The sequence below is a fragment of the Rhizobacter sp. SG703 genome, from assembly GCF_012275445.1.
In the GTDB taxonomy this organism is placed as follows: domain Bacteria; phylum Pseudomonadota; class Gammaproteobacteria; order Burkholderiales; family Burkholderiaceae_C; genus Rhizobacter.
Window position 1 is genome coordinate 14,832 of the sequence record NZ_JAAZQK010000018.1, and the last position, 18,221, is coordinate 33,052.

The following is an 18,221-nucleotide window of genomic DNA, read 5'->3' on the forward strand; positions in this document are numbered from 1 at the left end:
ATGCACCGCCCTGACCCACACCACTGCGCCCCGTACCGCCACACCCGCCACTACCAGGGCCCGCTGCAGGCCGTCGTCTTCGACTGGGCCGGCACGCTGGTCGACCACGGCTCGTTCGCGCCGACCCAGGTGCTGATCGACGCCTTCGCCGGCTTCGGCATAGCGATCACGCTGGCCGAGGCCCGCGTGCCGATGGGCCTCGCGAAGTGGGACCACATCCAGGCGCTCGGCCGGCAGCCCGGCGTCGCGGCCCGCTGGCAGGCGCGCTTCGACCGCCCGATGGGCCGCGACGACGTCGATGCGCTGTACGCCGCGTTCATGCCGCTGCAGGTGGAGCGCGTCGCGCAGTATTCGACGCTGATCCCCGGCGCGCGGGAAGTGGTCGACGGCCTGCGCGCCCGCGGCCTGAAGCTCGGCTCGTGCTCCGGCTACCCGCGCGTCGTGATGGACCGGCTGCTGCCGCATGCCGCCGCGCAGGGGCTGCGGCTGGACCATGCGGTCGCGACCGACGACCTGAAGCCGGGCGGCCGGCCCGGGCCGTGGATGGCACTGGCCAACGTGATCGAGCTCGGCGTCGGCGAACTGGCCGCCTGCGTGAAGGTCGACGACACCGTCCCCGGCATCGAGGAAGGCCTCGCGGCCGGCATGTGGACGGTCGGGCTCGCGCTGTCGGGCAACGAGACCGGGCTGACGCTGCCGGAACTGCAGGCGCTGGCGCCCGATGCGGTGCAGGCGCACCGGCGCCGGGCGGCGATGACGCTGGCGCGGGCCGGCGCGCATGTCGTGATCGACAGCGTGGCCGAACTGCCGGCGGTGCTCGACCAGATCGAGGCGCGGCTCGCGCGCGGCGAGCGGCCGTGAGCGCGGGGCGTCTGGCGATCGTCGGCGCGGGCGTCGTCGGGCTGGCGCACGCCTGGGCCGCCGTGCGGCGCGGCTGGCAGGTGACGGTGTTCGAACGCGATGCGCGGGCCGTCGGTGCGTCGGTGCGCAACTTCGGGCTCGGGCTGCTCGTCGGACAGCCGCCCGGCGAGATGTTCGACCTGGCGCGGCGCAGCCGGGCGCTGTGGCTGGAATTGCTGCCGGCGATCGGCGCCTGGCACCAGGCCGAGGGCAGCCTGACCGTCGCCCGCAACGCGGAGGAATGGGCGCTGCTGCAGGCCTTCCACGCCGTGCACGGCAGCGAGCATGCGACGCAATTGCGGACGGCGGCGCAACTCGCGGACGCGCAGCTGAACGGCATCGGCGGGCTGTGGAGCCCGGGCGAGATCGCGTTCGAGGCGCGCGACGCGATCCCGGCGCTGGCGCACTGGCTGGCAGTACAACACCGTGTCGAGTTCCGCTACGGAACGCAGGTCCACGCGATCGCATTGCCGCACCTCGACACCAGCCACGGCCGCTTCGCGGCCGACCGTGCCATCGTCTGCAGCGGGTCGGATTTCCAGACGCTGTTCCCCGCCGCCTTCGCGCCGCTCGGCCTGCAACGCTGCGCGCTGCAGATGCTGCGGCTCGCGAACCCGGGGCCGCGCTACGGGCCGACGCTGCTGACCGGGCTGTCATGCCTGCACTACCCGTCGTTCGCCAGCCTCGACGGCCTGGATGCGTTGCGGCTCAAGGTGCAGCAAGACACGCCGGCGCTGATCGAGCATGGCATCCACCTGATCGTCCAGCAGCTGGGCGAGCGCGGCGAGCTGGTGGTCGGCGATTCGCACCGATACGGCGGCAGCGTCGACCCGTTCCACGACGAGCGTGTCGACGCGCTGTTGCTGGCGCTCGCGAGCGACCTGCTCGGCCACCCGCTGCGCGTGCTGCAACGCTGGCAGGGCGTGTACGCGAGCGGCCCACGGCCGTTCGAGTGGCTGCAGCCGGCGCCGGGCGTGCAGGCGGTCGCGATCACCGCGGGCGTCGGCATGAGCATCGCGCCGGCGCTGGCGGAACAGGTGATCGGGTCATGAGCGCCGCGCTGCCGCTGTCGCGCCATCAGGGCGTGTCGATCTGGCTGCAGATCGAGAAGGCACTGGCCGACGACATTCTCGGCGGACGGGTGACCGGCCGGCTCGCCAACGAATTGGAATTGGCCGGCCGCTTCGGCGTCAACCGCCACACGGTGCGCCAAGCGGTGAAGGCGCTGGCCGAGCGTGGACTGGTCGAGGTGCTGCACGGCCGCGGCACCTTCGTGCGCGAGGAGGCGATCGACTACGCGCTCGGCCGGCGCAGCCGCTTCGCCCACAGCCTCGCGAAGGCGCGCCGGGTCGGCAGCAGCCGGCTGACGCATGACGCCGAGCGCGTGCCCGACGCCGAGGTGCTGGCGCTGCTGGAGCTGCCGGCCGGCAGCCGCGTGGTGCAGGTCGATTCGCTCGACGTCGTCGACGACAATGTGGTCGGCGTCTGCACGCAGTACTTCCCGCTGCCGCGCTTCGCCGGCATCGCGCAGGTCTACCGCGAGCTCGGCAAGACCCACTTGGCGCTTGCGCAGCTGGGGGTCGACAGCTTCGAGCGGCGCCTCGGCCGGGTCACCGCGAAGCTGCCGGAGCGGGCGGTCGCGCGCCAGTTGAAACAGGCGCCGGCGACGCCGATCCTGTATGTCGAGAGCGTCTACGTCGACGCGGCGGGCCGGCCGATCGAGTACGGCATCTCGCGGTTCAACAGCGCGCTGGTGCAGGTCGTCGCCGAGCCCTGAGGCCGTCGCAGCCATCGGCGTGACGTATGGCACAACCGGTTGCATCCCGCCACCGGACTGTGCGCGGTGGTAGGCTCAAATGCGTTTCCAATCGCGTTTCCCCATCCGCCCCACGCGCCTCCCCGATGCCCGAAGAGAACCGAGTCCCGACCGCGAAGCCTGCGAGCGTCGTGTTCGCCCGCATCCGGGAGTTCGGCAGCGCGCCGGTGGCCGAGCAGGCGACGCTGAAGGCCCGGCTGGAAGCGCGGGCCGCCGCGGCGCTGGACGCGGTTCCAGCCAGCGAGCGCATCGTGCTGGACGCCCGCGACGGCATCGCGATCGTGATCACCGCCGATCCGCTGGTGGCCTTCGATGTCGCGCAGCGCCTCGCGCGCAAGAGCCGCAGCCGGCGCTGCGTGGTCGGGCTGAACCACGGCGCCGTCAAGCTGGTGAGCGACGCTCAGGGCGGGCCGGCGCTGATGGGCGACGGCCTGAGCACCGCGGCGGCCATCGCCACCTTCGCGAAGCCCGGCCGCATGCTGGCCACCCGCAGCTTCCGCGATGCGCTCGACGTCAACTCGCCGGGCGCCGCGCGCCGGCTCGAGCTGGCCGGCACCTCGATCGACGACCAGGTGCGCACGCACGAGCTGTTCGCGATCAACCCGCAGGCGAGCCTGCAGTACCAGCGCCGCCTGCTGCTGGGCGGCATCATCGGCAGCGCGCTGCTGATCGGCGGCGGCATCGCGGTGCGCTACGGGCTGGACGAATGGCGCGAAGCCACCCAGGGTGCGACGATCGTGTTCGACGTGAAGCCGCCGGCCGAGGTGTCGGTCGACGGCGAGCACAAGGGCCGCACGCCGCCGCTGGCGCAGATCGAGCTCGCGAGCGGCCCGCACACGCTGGAGCTGACCGCGGTCGGCTTCCCGCCGTACAGTACCGAGGTTCAGGTAGCGCCGGGCGAACGCATCACGATCCAGCACCGCTTCGTCGCCGCCGCAAAACCGGCCAAGCCCGGCAAGCAGGGCAAGTCGGGGTTCTGGCAGGACTTGCGCCGCCGGCTCGGAAATTGAGCCATGAATTCTCCGGACACCATCATCCACACCCACGTCGACCCGCGCATCCCGACGCAGCTGGGCCGCTACCGCATCCAGTCGGAGCTCGGCCGCGGCGCGATGGGCGTGGTGTACCGAGCCCACGATGAGCAGCTGGGCCGCCCGGTCGCGCTGAAGACGCTGTACATGGGCGAGGACGCCGCGGCCGAGCATGCGGTGCGCTTCCAGCAGGAAGCCCGTGCCGCCGGCGGACTGAACCACCCGAACCTGGTGACGGTGTACGACGTCGGCCGCGACGGCGACTGGGCCTACCTGGCGATGGAGCTGCTCGAAGGCGTCGAGCTGCGCGACCGGCTCGCCAGCAGCCGGGTGTCGCTCGCGATGGCGGTCGACATCGTGCGCCAGGTGGCGCTGGGCGCCGGCGTCGCGCATGCGAAGGGCGTGGTGCACCGCGACATCAAGCCGGCCAACATCATGCTGGTGCACGGGCGGCACGCGAAGCTGATGGATTTCGGCATCGCGCGCATCCCCACGTCGGACGTGATCACGCAGACCGGCACCATCCTCGGCTCGCCGAAGTACATGTCGCCCGAGCAGATCGCCGGCAACGACATCGACCACCGGGCCGACATCTTCTCGCTCGGCGTCGTGCTGCACGAGATGCTGACCGGCACGACGCCGTTCAACGGCGCCGACGTGAACCAGCTGATGTATGCGATCGGCCATGCCGAGCCGGCGATCCCGAGCCGGCTGAACCCGGACGTGCCGGTGGTGCTCGACCTGATCGTCGCGAAGACGCTGGCCAAGCAGCCGGCCGACCGCTACCAGACCGCCGAGGCGCTGGCCGCCGACCTGCTGGCCGCGCGCAGCGGGCTGGCCGGCGCGGCGGACGACGAGGCCGATGCCGACGCACCGCTGAGCGCGGGCGTGTCGATGACCTCGTTCACGCCGCTCGCGCAGAGCTTCGCGACGACGCAGTCGATGACCCGCGCGTCGTTCGCGCCCGACATGGCACTGCTGTCGGTGTCGCGGCGCTTCGATTCGAGCGCGGCGCTGCGACTGCTGATGGGCGACGACCCGCTCGCGCCACCGCCGCCGCCGCGCAAGCGCTGGCGCAGGGGACCGTGGCTGCTGGCGGCAACGCTGGCGGCCGCGCTGTTCACCAGCCTGGCCATCGTGTTCGGCTGAAGGATGGACGACCCCTCGGTTGATGGGTACATCAATCGATCCCCCGGGGGGATCCGGGCCGGCTTGGGGCGGCCCGGCGCTCGGCCCGGCGCAGCGTCGGCACACCATTTGCCAACCCTGCGCGCATGAATCATCGGATTCCCTTCCATGCGTTGGCGTTGGCAGCCCTCGCCTCCCCGGCGCTCGCGCAGCAGGTGCTGCCCACCGTCACCGTGACGGCCACCCGCACCGAGACGCCGCGCTTCGACATCCCCGCATCGATCGACGTGGTCGACGGCGACCGGCTGCGCGACAGCCGGCTGCAGGTCAACCTGTCTGACGGCCTCGCCGGCGTGCCCGGCCTGCAGGCGCGCGACCGCCAGAACTACGCACAGGACGTGCAGATCTCGGTGCGTGGCTTCGGTGCCCGGTCGACCTTCGGGATCCGCGGCGTGCGGCTGTATGTCGACGGCATCCCGGCGACGCTGCCCGACGGGCAGGGCCAGATCAGCAACGCCGACCTGAACTCGGTCGAGCGCATCGAGGTGCTGCGCGGGCCGTTCTCGGCGCTGTACGGCAACTCGTCGGGCGGCGTGCTGCAGGTCTTCACCGAAGAGGGCGAAGGCCGGCCGACGCTGAGCTTCGGCATGGCCGGCGGCAGCGACGGCGCGCTGCGCACCAGCAGCAAGCTGGCGGGTTCTGAAGGCCGCCTGAGCTACCTGTTGAGCGCGAGCCATTTCGAGACCGATGGCTACCGCGAGCACAGTGCCGCGCGGCGCGACATCGGCAACGCGAAGCTGGTGTGGCGGGCGGACGAGGACACGCGCTGGAGCGTGGTGCTGAACAGCGTCGCGCTGCCGTTCGCGCAGGATCCGCTCGGCTTGACGCGGGCCGCGTTCGATGCGAACCCGCGCAGCGCCGATGCGGCCACGACCGATTTCGACACGCGCAAGACGGTCTCGCAGACGCAGGCCGGCATCGTGCTCGACCGGCGGGTCTCGGCGGACCATGCGCTGCGCGTGATGGTCTACGGCGGGCATCGCCGCACCGAGCAGTTCCAGTCGATCCCGGTCGCGACGCAAGCCAATGCGCTGCACCCCGGCGGCGTGATCGACCTGCGGCGCGACTACAGCGGCACCGACTGGCGCTGGACCACGAAGACGCGCCTGGCAGACCAGCCGCTGACGCTGATCGGCGGCGTGGCCTACGACCGGCTGCGCGAACTGCGCCAGGGCTACCTCAATTTCACCGGCACCCCCGCCACGCCGCAGCGCGGCGAGCGCGGCAGCTTGCGGCGCGACGAGACCAACTTCGCGAGCAACCTCGATCCCTACGTGCAGGCCTCGTGGCAACCGGTCACCGACTGGACGGTGAATGCCGGGGTGCGGCACAGCCGCGTGCGTTTCGAATCGCACGACAACTACATCGTCGGCGCCAACCCCGACGACAGCGGCCGCGCCGACTACAGCGCGACGCTGCCGATGCTGGGCGTGCTGTGGGCGGCGAGCCCGTCGCTGCACCTGTACGCGACGCTCGGCAAGGGCTTCGAGACGCCGACGCTGAACGAGCTGGGCTACCGGCCGAACGGCGCGACGGGGTTGAACTTCGCGTTGCAGCCGGCAACGAGCCGCAGCCTGGAGCTGGGCGTGAAGAGTCGCGTCGACGGCCTCGGCGAATTCAATGCGGCGGTGTTCCAGACCCGCACGTCGGACGAGATCGTCACGCTGACCAACACCGGCGGCCGCTCGACCTTCCAGAACGCCGGCAGCACGCGGCGCACCGGGCTGGAGCTCAGCGCCGTCGCGGCGCTGCCCGAACCGTGGAAGGCACAGGCCGCGGCGACTTGGCTCGACGCGCGCTACCGCGATGCGTTCATGACCTGCACCGCGACGCCGTGTGCTGCGCCGAACGTCGAGATCCTGTCGGGCCGGCGCATCCCGGGCATCGCCCGCAGCAGCCTGCAGGCAAGCCTGGCGTGGGCGCCGCCGCAGGGCTGGCGCGCGAGCGTCGACGTGCGCGCGCTGAGCAAGGTGTTCGTCAACGACCTGAACTCGGATGCGGCGTCGGGCCAGGCGACGGTCGGCGCGAGCGTCGGGCATGTGATGCCGCTCGGCGACTGGCAATTCAGCAGCTTCGCACGCGTCGACAACGTCTTCGATCGCACCTATGCGGGGTCGGTGATCGTCAATGAGGGCAATGCGCGCTATTTCGAGCCGGCGCCGGGGCGCAACTGGATGGCGGGGTTCTCGGGGCGCTACCAGTTCTGACGGCCATCGCGGTTCGGAATCAATTGACCGGAGCCGGATTGCCGATCGTCAGGTACTGCACCGTACAGTTTGCGTTCGTGAGTACCGTGTCATCGAAGGCAACGGCAATTTCCTGTCCTGTCGCCTGCGCGGTCATCACGGTGATCAAGGCCTGCTTGTCGTTGGCGACGAACATGACCGTGCCCGACACCCACTTCGGGCACGTACCCGCCTGAGTGACACCCTTCAGCGTGAACCAGAACCGAGGCGGCGCCCACATCGGGTGCGCCATGGCGTCATGGGTTCGGATGAATTCGACCTGGCCTTTGACGATGCTTGTCGCCATGGCATTCGTGGCGCCGAACAGCAGCGCACACGACAGCAGGTTTCGCATTCCCAGTTTCTTCAGCATTGCATTTCTTCCTTGTTGATTCACTCTGAAGTCCTCCATCGCGACACGATCAACGCGATCGGTCGCCCACTCGCTCCCTGCGCCGTCCCTTGCGCCGTCGCCAGGCTCCAGCGCTCGCTCGGCTCGCCGGCATTGAGGTCTTCCAGGTACTTCAGCAGCGCCTCGTAGGTCGAGAACTCGACCTGCACACGCACCATCGCATCGGCGGCGTTGATGTCCACCGACACCGGCAGCACGCCGACCGTGCCGACCGCTTCGAGCGAGGCCAGCGCCGCGTCGAGCGGCATGCGCTGCAGCCGCAGTGCCGCATTCGCATCGGCGGCGTACGCCGGCGGCGGCTGGGCCGGCGGCTCGGCACGGCGCGAGGCCTGCTGCACGCGGGCATCGGCGCGCTCGTTCGACGCCCGGATCTGCGAGCGCAGGTCGGCTGCATCCACCCTCAGCACCCCGCCCCACGCCACCAGCGCGAGTGCGACGACCAGCAGCAGCACCGCCAGCCCCCAGTGCGCCGGTCCCGGCGGCCGGCGCCGGACGAAGTCGACCTCGATCCGCTTCATGCCCACGTCTCCATCACGGCGTCCGCCAAGCTTGCGCCCGACGACAAATCCACCCGCACGCCCTCGCCATCGGCGATGCCCAGGCTCAATACCGTGCGCTGCAGCCAGGCCACCGCACGCTCCGGCGATGGCAGCGGCGCGCAGGTGGCCGCGGCGCCGAACACCGCATCACGACCAGCCAGCACCACCAGGCTCTCCGGTTCCGCGACGACGATGCGCGACACCGCCGCCTGCTTGTCCAGCGCCCGCGCGACCACCGTCGTCCACCACGGCCGCATCGAGGTCGACCGCACACCGTGCACTGCCAGCACGCGCTCGATGGTGTCGCGCGTCGCAGTCTCGAGCGCGACGCCCAGCACCGTGTGACCTGGTGGCGCGGCATCCAGCCATACCTCGCACGGCCCGGCCAGGCCGGTCTCGTCTGGCGCCAGCGCCTCGGCCAGCCTCCGGGCTTCGGTCCAGCGACGCAAACCGGGCGCCGGCGGCACGATGAAGGGCCGCGCGAGGCTGCCGGCCAGCCACAGGGCCAGCGTCGGCTTGCGTACCGCCGCATCGGCCTTCAGCGCCACCGCGACGGCCTCCACACCGGCTTCGATCCCGTCGACCTGCTGCCATTGCCACGGCCGGTCCCCGAGCTGCCACGCCACACAGCGCCGGCCGAGATAAGCCTGCGCGCCTTCAGATCGCACCGACGACACGCCGCACCTCCTCGATCGTGGTCTCGCGGCGCTTCACGCGTCGCACCGATTGCTGGTCCAGCGTCAGCGTGCCGCCCGCATAGGCATGGCCCTTCAGCACCGACAGCGGCGAACCCTCGGTGACGTGGTCGCGGAACGCGTCGTCGATCACATGCACCTCCGAGATCACGAAGCGGCCGCGGTAGCCCGAACCGTGGCACGCGGCGCAGCCCACCGCCGCCGGCACCTCGGTGTCGGGCGCCACGCCGAGCCAGCGCGCCTCGCGCTCGGTGGCCGGGCGCGAGGCCCCGCAGTCGGCGCACAGCTTGCGCATCAGCCGCTGCACCACCACGCCGTTCAGCGACGACATGAAGCCGAACATGTCGAGCCCGAAGTGGCGGAAGCGGCCGATGATGTCGGTCAGGCTGTTCGCATGCACCGTCGTGAAGACCGAGTGGCCGGTCAGCGCCGACTGCACCGCGATCTCGGCCGTCTCGGCATCGCGGATCTCACCGACCAGGATGCGGTCCGGGTCGTGCCGCAGGATCGAGCGCAGCCCCTTCGCGAAGGTCAGCCCCTTGCGCTCGTTCACCGGGATCTGCAGCACGCCGGCCAGTTCGTACTCGACCGGGTCCTCGATCGTGATGATCTTCTCGAGGCCGGTGTTGATCTCCGACAGCGCGGCATACACGGTCGTCGTCTTGCCGCTGCCGGTCGGGCCGGTGACCAGCATCATGCCGCTGGGCGCCATCGACAGCTCGCGGATCAGCGCCGCGCCGCTCTCGTCGAAGCCCAGCAGGTCGAGCGTCACCGACGCGTCGGTGGAGCGCAGCTGCGCCTTGTCGAGCAGCCGCAGCACCGCGTCTTCGCCGAACACGCTGGGCATGATCGACACGCGCAGGTCGACGCGGCCGCCCTGGATGTCGATGCGGAAGCGGCCGTCCTGCGGCAGCCGGCGCTCGGTGATGTCGAGCTGCGCCAGCACCTTGATGCGCGAGATGACTTCTTCGGCCTGCACCGCACCGTCGAGCCGGGCGAAGCGCACCATCACGCCGTCGAGCCGGTGCTTCACCGTGACGCCGGCGCGGTCGCATTCGAAGTGGATGTCGCTGGCGCCGACCTGGAAGCCGGCGCGGATCGCGCCGTCGACGAAGCCGACGATCGGGCCGTCGGCCACGGCGGTCGGCTTGCTCGCTTCATCGCGCACGGCGGCCTGGCCCTGCCCCGGCGACTCGCCGAGCCAGGAGCGGATCGCCTCGCCGCTGGCCGCCGCCGGCTGCAGCGGCTCGCCGATGCGGACGCAGATGCGGCGCAGCTTCGCGTCGTCCCACGGATCCTCCATCGCCAGCCAGCGCTGCACCGCGCCGTCGACCGATGCGCCCACCACCACGCAACGGGCCTGCGTGGCCATCTCCATCGTCAGCACCGACCAGTCGGCGGTGGCTTGCTCGGCCCGCGTCACGACCTCGACACCGGCCTCCTCGCGCAGCCGGCGGCCCAGGTCGCCGGCCGGCGCGGCCCGCAGCAGCACGTCGAGCACGCTGCCGGCACCGGCCTTGTGCTGCCGGCGCGCCGCGGCGATGGTGGCGGACAAGGGTTCGCTCATGACTCAACGCACTCCATTGGCGATGTCGAAGATCGGCATGTACATCATCACGACGATGCCGCCGACCAGCAGCGCGACCAGCAGCAGCAGGATCGGCTCGACCAGGCGCGTCGCCCGCTCGACGAAGGTGGTGAACGCGGCGGCATGGCGCTGCGAGATGGTCTGCAGCACCACGTCGAAGCTGCCGGTGCGTTCGCCGACGGCCAGCAGGCGCTCGGCCACGGTGTCGGTCAGACCGGCCTGCGACAGCGTGGCCGACACCCGCTTGCCGCGCGCCAGGTCGACACGCGCCTGCGCGATCGCGCCGGTCATGCCCGGGCCAAGGCCGAGCGTCTCGCAGATGCCCATCGCCTCGTCGAGCGTGTAGCCGCCGCGGAACATCAGCGCGAGCGACTGGTAGAGCTTGGCGAGCCGGAAGTGATCCCACTGCCGCTGCAGCGGGCCGATGGCGCCGGCGAGCGCCGCCAGGTTGCGCGCGGCGGCCCCTGAGCGCACCCACGCGACCGCCGCCGCGACCAGCACCGCGAGGCCGGTCATCACCGCCGTGGTGTGGGCCGCGACCGCATGGCTGAACAGCAGCAGCAGCCGCGTCGGAACGCTCAGCGTGCCGTGGAAATCGACGTACATGCCCGAGAAGCGCGGGATCACGAACAGCAGCAGGAACAGCGTGATCAGCAGGCCCAGCGTGACCACCACCGCCGGGTAGATCGCGGCGCTCACCACCTGCTTGCGCAGCGTGGTCATCATCTCGTCGTGCGCCATGAAGTCGCTGAGCGCGGTGGCCAGCGTGCTGGTGCGCTCGCTCGCCTTCACGCTGGCCACCAGCACCGCCGGGAAGGCCTGCGCCTCCTGCATCGCCTTCGACAGCGGCCGGCCTTCGCGCAGCGACTGCAGCAGGCGCGACTGGATGTCGCCGCGCGCGCCCTGCGACGACTGCGCCTGCAGCGTCTCGAGCGCTTCGACCACCGTCATGCCGGCCTGCAGCAGCGTGCGCAGTTCGCGGCACCACCACGCCACGTTGAAGGCCTGGGCCCCGGCGAACAAGGCCGGCGTGCGCTGGCGCGCCTCGGCCTGCAGGTCGGCGCCGACAAACACCAGCCCCTCCTGCGCGATCCCGGCCTGCAAGGCCTGCAGCGAATCGGCGTGCGCCGACCGCTCCAGCACCGCGGCCTGGGTCGGGTCGTAGTAGCGGACCTTGTAGTGCATGCGAATCGCCAGCGTCGGTGCCGATGTCAGCGCTGCAGGTCGGCGTCGTCGCCGGTGCCGCCGGGCGCGCGGTCCTTGCCGAGGCTCAGCAGGTCGAAGTCCTTGCCCGGCGTGGTGGCCGGCGAGCGGTACTGGTAGGGCATGCCCCACGGATCCTGCGGCAGCTGGTCGCGCAGGTAGGGGCCGTGCCAGCGCGGCTCGTCCGACGGTGCCGTCAGCAGCGCCTGCAGGCCTTGCGAGGTGCTTGGGTAGCGGCCGGTGTCGATGCGGTAGGCCTGCAGCGCCTTGTCGAAGGCGTCCATCTGCGCCTTCGCGGCAGTGACCTCCGAGCGGCTGATCTGGCCGAGGAAGCGCGGGCCGACGATGCCGGTCAGCAGCCCGATGATCAGGATCACCACCAGCAGCTCCAGCAGCGTGAAGCCGCTCGACCGGAACGGCCGGCGACGGCCGGGATGGGACAGGGCGCATGGGGTCATGGCTGCGGCTTCGCGAGAAAGATCCATTGGCTGTATTTTGAGGCGGGGGGCATGTCGGCCACGCCGTCCATCGGGGGCAGGCTGCTGTGCAGCGGCTGCGCTTCGCTGGTGCTGTGCACGCCGCGGATGCCGCCATCGGCACCGCGCACCAGCGCGAATGGCTGGCCCGGCTGCATCGGGTCGGTGTAGAGCTTGCGCAGGTGGCGGCGCGTGCCGACGTAGCGTGTGTCCTGCAGCAGGCTGTCGAGCGACGGCGGGTACTGCTTCAACGAGCCTGGCGAGGCCTCGTGGTAGCGGGTGATGGCCTGCGCATAGAGGCTGCCGATGCGCAGCAGCTCGTCTTCGCGCTCGCGCTGCGCCGCGTCCGACCACCTCGGGCCGGCCACCGCAAGGCCGAGGCCCATCAGCGCGACCAGCAGCAGCACCAGCACGTAGGTGAAGCCGCCGGCCGCGGCGCGAGTGGAGCAGCGGCTACCAGCTCGCATACGGGCTCCCGTCGCGCGACACGCCGGCGGCGCCGCTGTGCAGGTCGGACACGCTGGTGCCTGCTCCGCCGCCGCTGCCGCCATTCCCGTCGGGCGCCACCAGCACCCAGGTGTCGACGCGGTCGGTCACCGGGTCCAGCGGCAGCTGGCGCAGGTAGCGCGCCTGCACCAGCTCCTGCAAGGCCGCCGGGTAGCGGCCGCGGTCGCTGTAGAACTTGTCGATCGCGTCGCGCGTGGCCGCCAGGTTCTGGCGCAGCACGACCTCGCGCGCGCGGTCGACGTGCTCGGTGTAGCGCGGCACCGTCACCGCCAGCAGCAGGCCGATGGCGGCCATCACCACCATCAGCTCGATCAGCGTGAAACCGCGTGGCCTGTTCATCACCAGTCCTTCAGCGGCACGCCGTTCAAGCCGACCCGCGTCGAGCGCGAGAACACGTCGTAGACATCGTCGCCGGCCCGCGGCTGCTCGGCCGACGACTGGAAGCTGCGCAGGCCCCAGGTCTGCTCCGCCGGCAGCTCGGGGCTGGCGAACGGATCGCGCGGCACGCGGCGCAGGAACACCAGCCGCTGCCCCGGCACGGCCGCACTGCTGTCGCCGGCCGCCAGCACCTGCAGGCTCGCCGGATAGCCGCTGCTGCCGGGCGGGTGCGCGAGCTGGCCCTTGTCGTTGGCGCGCTTGTAGGCGTCGATCGCCTCGCGGATCTGCCACAGCGCCTGCTTCAGCTCGCGCTCGCGTTCGCGCTGCAGCGTGATCTCGGCCAGCGGGAACACCGCGGCGGCCAGCAGGCCGAGCACCGCGAGCACCACCACCAGTTCGATCAGCGTGTAGCCGCGCCGGCGCTGCAGCGTCATTTGACGATCACCCGCAGCGGCGGCGGCAGGCCGGGCGCCGTCGCCGGCGCAACGATGCCCAGCGGCTGCGCACCGGTGACGTTCAGTTCGGCGGTGCCGGCGGCCGTGGCCTTCATGCGCACGCTCAGCAGGCTGCCCTGCCCCGAAGCACCGGTCGCCTGGTTGCGGATCGCGCCGGCATTGAAGCGCCCCTGCTCGGCCTCGGCACTGCGGCTGAAGCTGGTGGTGGCGCCGCCCTGGCGGAACAGGTCGCCTTCGTCGACGTCGACCAGCGACAGCGTGTCCTTGCTGAACGAGACCTGCACCGGCATGCCGCGCAACGGCACCGGCGTGTTCAGGTTCAACGTGGCGACGAAGGTGTCGCCGACCTTGACCTCGCGCGGCGCGCTCCAGCTCAGGGCCGACGTGGCGGGCGCTGCCGGCGCCGCGTCGGGGCGCTGCGCGTCGGTCGCGCCGGGCCCGGCCGGCAACGCCGCGCGGCCTGCCGCCGGCGCGCTGGCGCCGCCAGCGGCGGCCGGTGCCGCACCCCCCAGGCGCCCGCCGGCCGCGCGCAGGCGCGGCGAGGCTTCGGTGCCGACCCACATCTCGGTCTCGTTCGCATCGGGCCGGCGCAGGTTGCGCACGATGTGCGGCGTGATCGCCAACACCAGCTCGGTGCGCGACGAATCGTCGAGCTGGCTGGAGAACACGCGGCCCAGCACCGGCAGGTCGCCCAGGCCCGGCACGCGGCTCGCGTTCGAGCGGTCTTCGCTGCTGATCAGGCCGGCGAGGATCTGCGTTTCGCCATCGCGCAGGCGCAGCAGCGTCGACGCGTTGCGGGTGCCGATCTGGTAGGCCAGCGTGCCGGAGTTGGTCTTGACCTGGCCGGCCAGCGAGCTGACCTCGAGCGCGATGCGGATGGCCACGTCGTCGTCGGCATAGATGGTCGGCTCGACCTCCAGCTTCAGGCCGACCTCGATGTAGTTGACGCTGTCGGAGACGAAGTTGCCGGTGCCGGTGGTCACCGTGATCACCGGCAGCTTGTCGCCGATCAGGATCTTCGCCTTCTCCTTGTTGCGCGCCCGGATGCGCGGGTTGGCCAGCGTGTTGAAGTCGCCGACCTCGCGGCGCAGGTTGACCAGCAGCCCGCCGACGGTCAGCCCGATGTTGTCGCGCGTGAGGTTGCGCACGTTGCCGAGCGTCAGGCCGCTGGCGCCTGCCGGCGGCAACGGCGTCAGCGCGAAGGTGTCGGGGAACTTGATGCCGAGCTCGGTCAGGCGGGTGCTGCGGATCTCGATGACCTCGACGTCCATCATGACCTCGGGCTCGTGCGTGTCGTACAGCGCCATCAGCCGTTCGGCGAGCTGGATGTTCTCGGCCGAGTCGCGCAGCGCCAGCATGTTGGTGCGCTCGTCGACATAGGGGTCGCGGATGCGCAGCATCGAGCGCAGGAAGGCGGCCGCGCCCTTGGCTTCACCGCTCGCGAGGTAGAACACCTTGACGACCTGCTCCTGGTGTTCCCGCTGCTTCTCGGGCGTGTTCGGGTAGATCAGCAGCGTCTGGCTGTCGATCACCTTCTTGGCCAGCTGGTTGGTGCTGACGATCAGGTCGATCGCGTCTTCGACGCGGGCCGAGCGCAGCAGCACGGTGACGCGGCTGTCGGGCCGCACGTCCTTGTCGAGGATGAAGTTGATGCCGCTGTTGCGCGACACCACGTCGAGCACGGTGCGCAGCCCGGCGTCGCGGAAATCGAGCGAGATCGGCCGGTTCTCGGCCAGGCCCTTCTGCGAGGCCAGAAGCTGGGCCTGGCGCACGCCGACCTCGATGCGGCGCTGGAAGGCCAGCAGGTCGGGGTTGCGCGGGTTGTCCTTCAGCGCCTGCTCGACGATCTTGAGTGCGGCCGCTGTCTGCTGGTCGGCATGCAGGCGCTCGGCCTCCACCAGCGCGGCGCGCTGGCGCTGTTCGGTCGCGAGGTCGGCCAGCAGGTCGTCGATGCGGCTGCTGGTGGGCTCCAGGCCCTTGGCACGGCGCAGCAGGCGTTCGGCGTCGGCGTAGCGGCCGGCGGCGCGCGCAGCCGCCGATTCGGCGATCAACCGGGCCAGCGCTTCGGTACGCGCCTGCACCTGGCCGCTGCGCAGCGTGGTGCTGCCGGGGTATTCCTTCAGGCCGGCTTCGAACTGGCTCAGCGCCTGCTCGTAGTTACCGGCGCGCAGCTGCTGCTGGGCCTGGTCGCGAAAGCGTTGCTCGGCGCAGCCGGCGAGCACCAGCACGGCGGCCACGGCCAGCACGATGCGGCGCGACGGGGAAAAGCGGTTGAGGCGGGTCATCGGACTCATGGAGCGGCAGGCGTTCATGGCGGCGGTGGCGAGATGCCGACGACGGCACGCTGCCCGAGGGACGGGTAGACCAGCTTCACCGCGTCGTCGGTGATCGACTCGACGACGTAGCCGTCGTCCAGCGTCTGCTGGGCGGTGACTTCGATCGGGGCGGCGTTGCCCTTCACGAGGAAGACGATGTGGCCGCCTTCCGGCGTCACCATCTGGCCGTAGAAGCGGTAGTTCATCGGCGGGGCCATCGGGGGCGGAGGCGGCGGGGGTGGTGCCGGCGGCGGGGCCTTGGCGACGGGCGGTGGGGGCGGCGCGGGGGGAAGCACGGGCTGGAAGATGTCGCGCTTGGCGGGCTCGAGCGCTTGCGCAGGCCATTGCGTGGGCAGCGGGGTCGTGGCGTCGGCGGCGCCGGTCCAGGCGTCGCGGGGCATCGGGTGCGGCGCGGGCGTGGCGGTGCCGGGCGGCAAGCTGCCATCGTCGCGCACCGCGGCGGCGACCAGCGTGGGCGCCTCTTTCGAGCTCCACAGCGACAGCGCGGTCAACACCAGCGTGCTGCCGAGTGCCCACGAGAGACCGCGTCCGAGGGCCATCAGCGTGCGACTCCCGACGCGGCTGGGGCGGGGGACGGCAACGGCCGGCTCCAGCGGGTGACGGAGACCGAGGCCTCGACGTCGCCCGGGTTGGTCATCGTGCGAAAGTTGAGGCGGTTGACGCTGCTGCCGGCGTGGCGGTCGAGCAGCTCTTTCAGCACCAGCTTGATCTGCGGATAGGCACCGCGCAGCGTGAGCTGCAGGTCGTGGCGGCCGAGCAGCGTGGGGGTGGCGGTGCGGGGCGCATCGGTGACGCTGACGACGGTGACGCCGAGTTGCGCGGCAGCGCGCTGCAGGTCGTTGACCCAGGTGGCGGTGTTGGTTTCAGGCGGGAGGCGGCGGGCGAAGTCGGCTTCGGGCTCGGTGGGGGCGCTGGGGGCGGGCGGTGCGGGGCGGGCCTGGAGGGCGACGAGGCCGCGCCGGGCATCGGCCAGTTGCCGCTGCTGCAGGTAGATCCAGGCGCTGGACGCAGCGACGGCAGCGAGTCCCGCGAAGACACTCAGCGCCCAGGCCAGCCACGGCAGCCGGGCCTGGTGCCACTGCCGGGACAACGCCCAGTGCCATGACCGATTCCTGAGGGACGACATCATCGCGTTTCAAGCACACGTACGGGGACAGCGGCCGCTCAACCAGCGGCAACGATGCGGCGCGGCAGTGGATCGATGGCGATGAAGTGGGTCAGCTGCATGGGGTCCTCCCGTGAAGCGCACCGCGAGGTCTTGTGGAGCCGTGGGCTGGTGCGCGCAACCGGGTGGCGCCCGGTGAGGCAGGAGTGTCGCGCATAAATGTGGGGAAAAATCATGATGGGCATGCGACGTCACACTAGTCTTCTGTCGTCGACTGAACTCGGTCGTACATGCCCTTCCGAGCCCTGCCATGTTCCGCCTGATCTTCGCAAGCCTTCTTTTCACAGCCATCGTCAACATGAACGCCACCGTTTCAGCACGAACGTTAAGGTTCTCTGGGTGCACGCCGATTCCGACGGAAGAGGGATGGTGTTCTTCGGTCAGCCCATCGGAGGCACGGGCGCGGGTTGCGTCATCTCTGCCTACAAACAATGCGTGGGCCTTCGGTTGCATAAACGGCAAGTCCGTGTTGGCCGGGCGCTGTACGCGAAATGCGACAAACGCGCGATTGAACATGCTCAACCCTTGCGCTTCGGTGCGTCTGCCCACGCCGCCGTAGCCTGCGTCGCCGAACGCAACGCCTTCCCTGCCAAGCAGCAATGCATCGACCTGCGTCACGTCGTTGACGTTCGCCGCCGTTCCCACCAGCGAGTGCACCAGACCCATTCGGCATCCACCCCAATGTGCACCTTCATCCGAAGTGCCAGTGGTTGCCCTTCTTCGCTTGGTACATCTCGGGATCTCGTGCCTTGTCCTCGTTCTTCGTCGACTGGGCGCCGCGATGATGGTCACGTCAACGATGGTGCCTGCATGCATCAACAGACCCTTCTCGCCCAGGTGCGCGTTGATCTCGTCGAACAACGCCCGCGTCAGGTTGTTGTCGTTGAGCAGCCGCCTGAACTTCAGCAGCGTCGTCCCGTCCGGCACCGACTCGTGCGACAGGTCGATCCCGACGAAGTCCTGCAACGCTTGGCTGTCGTACAGCGCGTCTTCCAGCGCCTCGTCCGCCAGCCCGTACAACTGCTGCAGCCAGTACGTGCGCAGCGTCTTGGCCAAGCCCGTGGGCTGCCGCCCGACCCGACCGCTCGTCGGGTACAGCGAATCGATCACCGTTATCAACCGCGCCCACGGCACGATCCGCTCCATCTCGCCCAAAAACTTCTCGTGCCTCGTCTACTTCTTCTTCATCGCCTACTCGGCGCTCGCAAAGCTGCGTTGGCTCATCGTCTTTGCCTCTCAGCTCGATGCACTCCGGCATGCATACCACGTGCCGGGCGCGGGGCTTTGATCAGCGTTTCCCTATCAGT

20 protein-coding genes are annotated in these 18,221 nt (G+C 70.6%); 7 read left to right on the forward strand and 13 right to left on the reverse strand.

The window, feature by feature from the left end:
• From phnX to FHT26_RS28260, 6 genes are all read left to right on the forward strand, one after another.
• Entirely contained in the window at nucleotides 1–861 is an 861-nt protein-coding gene (gene phnX, locus FHT26_RS28235; protein WP_168563408.1) for a phosphonoacetaldehyde hydrolase, read from the forward strand.
• Nucleotides 858–1,952 (forward strand): TIGR03364 family FAD-dependent oxidoreductase, encoded by a 1,095-nt coding sequence (locus FHT26_RS28240; RefSeq protein ID WP_168563409.1) that lies wholly within the window; start codon nucleotides 858–860, stop codon nucleotides 1,950–1,952. The genes phnX and FHT26_RS28240 overlap by 4 nt, the downstream gene beginning before the upstream one ends.
• Entirely contained in the window at nucleotides 1,949–2,677 is a 729-nt protein-coding gene (gene phnF, locus FHT26_RS28245; RefSeq protein ID WP_168563410.1) for a phosphonate metabolism transcriptional regulator PhnF, read from the forward strand. Before FHT26_RS28240 ends, phnF begins: the two co-directional genes overlap by 4 nt.
• 125 nt (nucleotides 2,678–2,802) lie before the next feature.
• Nucleotides 2,803–3,726 carry a PEGA domain-containing protein gene (locus tag FHT26_RS28250; protein WP_056810548.1) on the forward strand — a complete coding sequence of 308 codons (924 nt, stop codon included), beginning with the start codon at nucleotides 2,803–2,805 and terminating at the stop codon, nucleotides 3,724–3,726.
• A 3-nt stretch (nucleotides 3,727–3,729) separates the two neighbouring features.
• The gene (locus tag FHT26_RS28255; protein ID WP_168563411.1) at nucleotides 3,730–4,896 is read left to right on the forward strand and encodes a serine/threonine-protein kinase; all 1,167 of its coding nucleotides are present in this window, start codon (nucleotides 3,730–3,732) and stop codon (nucleotides 4,894–4,896) included.
• Between the two features lie 125 nt (nucleotides 4,897–5,021).
• Nucleotides 5,022–7,142, forward strand: a complete 2,121-nt coding sequence (locus FHT26_RS28260) for a TonB-dependent receptor family protein (protein WP_168563412.1) — start codon at nucleotides 5,022–5,024, stop codon at nucleotides 7,140–7,142.
• A 19-nt stretch (nucleotides 7,143–7,161) separates the two neighbouring features.
• Here the strand turns inward: FHT26_RS28260 and FHT26_RS28265 are convergent, their stop codons facing one another.
• The 13 genes from FHT26_RS28265 to FHT26_RS30210 are packed head-to-tail and all read right to left on the reverse strand — an operon-like array spanning nucleotide 7,162 to nucleotide 18,060.
• A complete protein-coding gene (locus FHT26_RS28265) occupies nucleotides 7,162–7,533 on the reverse strand; it encodes a hypothetical protein (protein WP_168563413.1) in 372 nt (123 codons plus the stop codon).
• 20 nt (nucleotides 7,534–7,553) lie between these two features.
• Nucleotides 7,554–8,090 (reverse strand): hypothetical protein, encoded by a 537-nt coding sequence (locus tag FHT26_RS28270; protein WP_168563414.1) that lies wholly within the window; start codon nucleotides 8,088–8,090, stop codon nucleotides 7,554–7,556.
• Complete coding sequence (locus FHT26_RS28275; protein ID WP_168563415.1) at nucleotides 8,087–8,788, reverse strand: hypothetical protein; 702 nt, start codon at nucleotides 8,786–8,788, stop codon at nucleotides 8,087–8,089. The genes FHT26_RS28270 and FHT26_RS28275 overlap by 4 nt, the downstream gene beginning before the upstream one ends.
• Nucleotides 8,769–10,373, reverse strand: coding sequence for a GspE/PulE family protein (locus FHT26_RS28280; RefSeq protein WP_168563416.1), 1,605 nt, complete (start codon nucleotides 10,371–10,373; stop codon nucleotides 8,769–8,771). Before FHT26_RS28280 ends, FHT26_RS28275 begins: the two co-directional genes overlap by 20 nt.
• Before the next feature lie 3 nt (nucleotides 10,374–10,376).
• On the reverse strand, nucleotides 10,377–11,579 hold the full coding sequence (locus FHT26_RS28285; protein ID WP_168563417.1) for a type II secretion system F family protein: 1,203 nt from the start codon (nucleotides 11,577–11,579) through the stop codon (nucleotides 10,377–10,379).
• A 26-nt stretch (nucleotides 11,580–11,605) separates the two neighbouring features.
• A complete protein-coding gene (gspG, locus tag FHT26_RS28290) occupies nucleotides 11,606–12,055 on the reverse strand; it encodes a type II secretion system major pseudopilin GspG (protein ID WP_168563418.1) in 450 nt (149 codons plus the stop codon).
• Nucleotides 12,052–12,540 carry a type II secretion system protein gene (locus FHT26_RS28295; RefSeq protein WP_168563419.1) on the reverse strand — a complete coding sequence of 163 codons (489 nt, stop codon included), beginning with the start codon at nucleotides 12,538–12,540 and terminating at the stop codon, nucleotides 12,052–12,054. Before FHT26_RS28295 ends, gspG begins: the two co-directional genes overlap by 4 nt.
• Nucleotides 12,527–12,919: a type II secretion system protein gene (locus tag FHT26_RS28300; protein WP_210427641.1), complete on the reverse strand. Its 393-nt coding sequence runs from the start codon at nucleotides 12,917–12,919 to the stop codon at nucleotides 12,527–12,529. The genes FHT26_RS28295 and FHT26_RS28300 overlap by 14 nt, the downstream gene beginning before the upstream one ends.
• Entirely contained in the window at nucleotides 12,919–13,392 is a 474-nt protein-coding gene (locus FHT26_RS28305; RefSeq protein ID WP_168563420.1) for a type II secretion system protein, read from the reverse strand. Before FHT26_RS28305 ends, FHT26_RS28300 begins: the two co-directional genes overlap by 1 nt.
• Nucleotides 13,389–15,707 carry a secretin GspD/PilQ domain-containing protein gene (locus FHT26_RS28310; RefSeq protein WP_168563421.1) on the reverse strand — a complete coding sequence of 773 codons (2,319 nt, stop codon included), beginning with the start codon at nucleotides 15,705–15,707 and terminating at the stop codon, nucleotides 13,389–13,391. The genes FHT26_RS28305 and FHT26_RS28310 overlap by 4 nt, the downstream gene beginning before the upstream one ends.
• 14 nt (nucleotides 15,708–15,721) lie before the next feature.
• Nucleotides 15,722–16,288, reverse strand: coding sequence for a hypothetical protein (locus FHT26_RS28315; RefSeq protein ID WP_168563422.1), 567 nt, complete (start codon nucleotides 16,286–16,288; stop codon nucleotides 15,722–15,724).
• On the reverse strand, nucleotides 16,288–16,875 hold the full coding sequence (locus FHT26_RS28320; RefSeq protein ID WP_168563423.1) for a hypothetical protein: 588 nt from the start codon (nucleotides 16,873–16,875) through the stop codon (nucleotides 16,288–16,290). The genes FHT26_RS28315 and FHT26_RS28320 overlap by 1 nt, the downstream gene beginning before the upstream one ends.
• Nucleotides 16,876–16,884: 9 nt before the next feature.
• A complete protein-coding gene (locus FHT26_RS30210) occupies nucleotides 16,885–18,060 on the reverse strand; it encodes an IS5 family transposase (protein ID WP_246868140.1) in 1,176 nt (391 codons plus the stop codon).
• Between FHT26_RS30210 and FHT26_RS30215 the strand changes: the two genes are divergently transcribed.
• A complete protein-coding gene (locus FHT26_RS30215) occupies nucleotides 17,963–18,202 on the forward strand; it encodes a hypothetical protein (protein ID WP_246868145.1) in 240 nt (79 codons plus the stop codon). The genes FHT26_RS30210 and FHT26_RS30215 overlap by 98 nt on opposite strands.
• Nucleotides 18,203–18,221 lie beyond the last annotated feature (19 nt).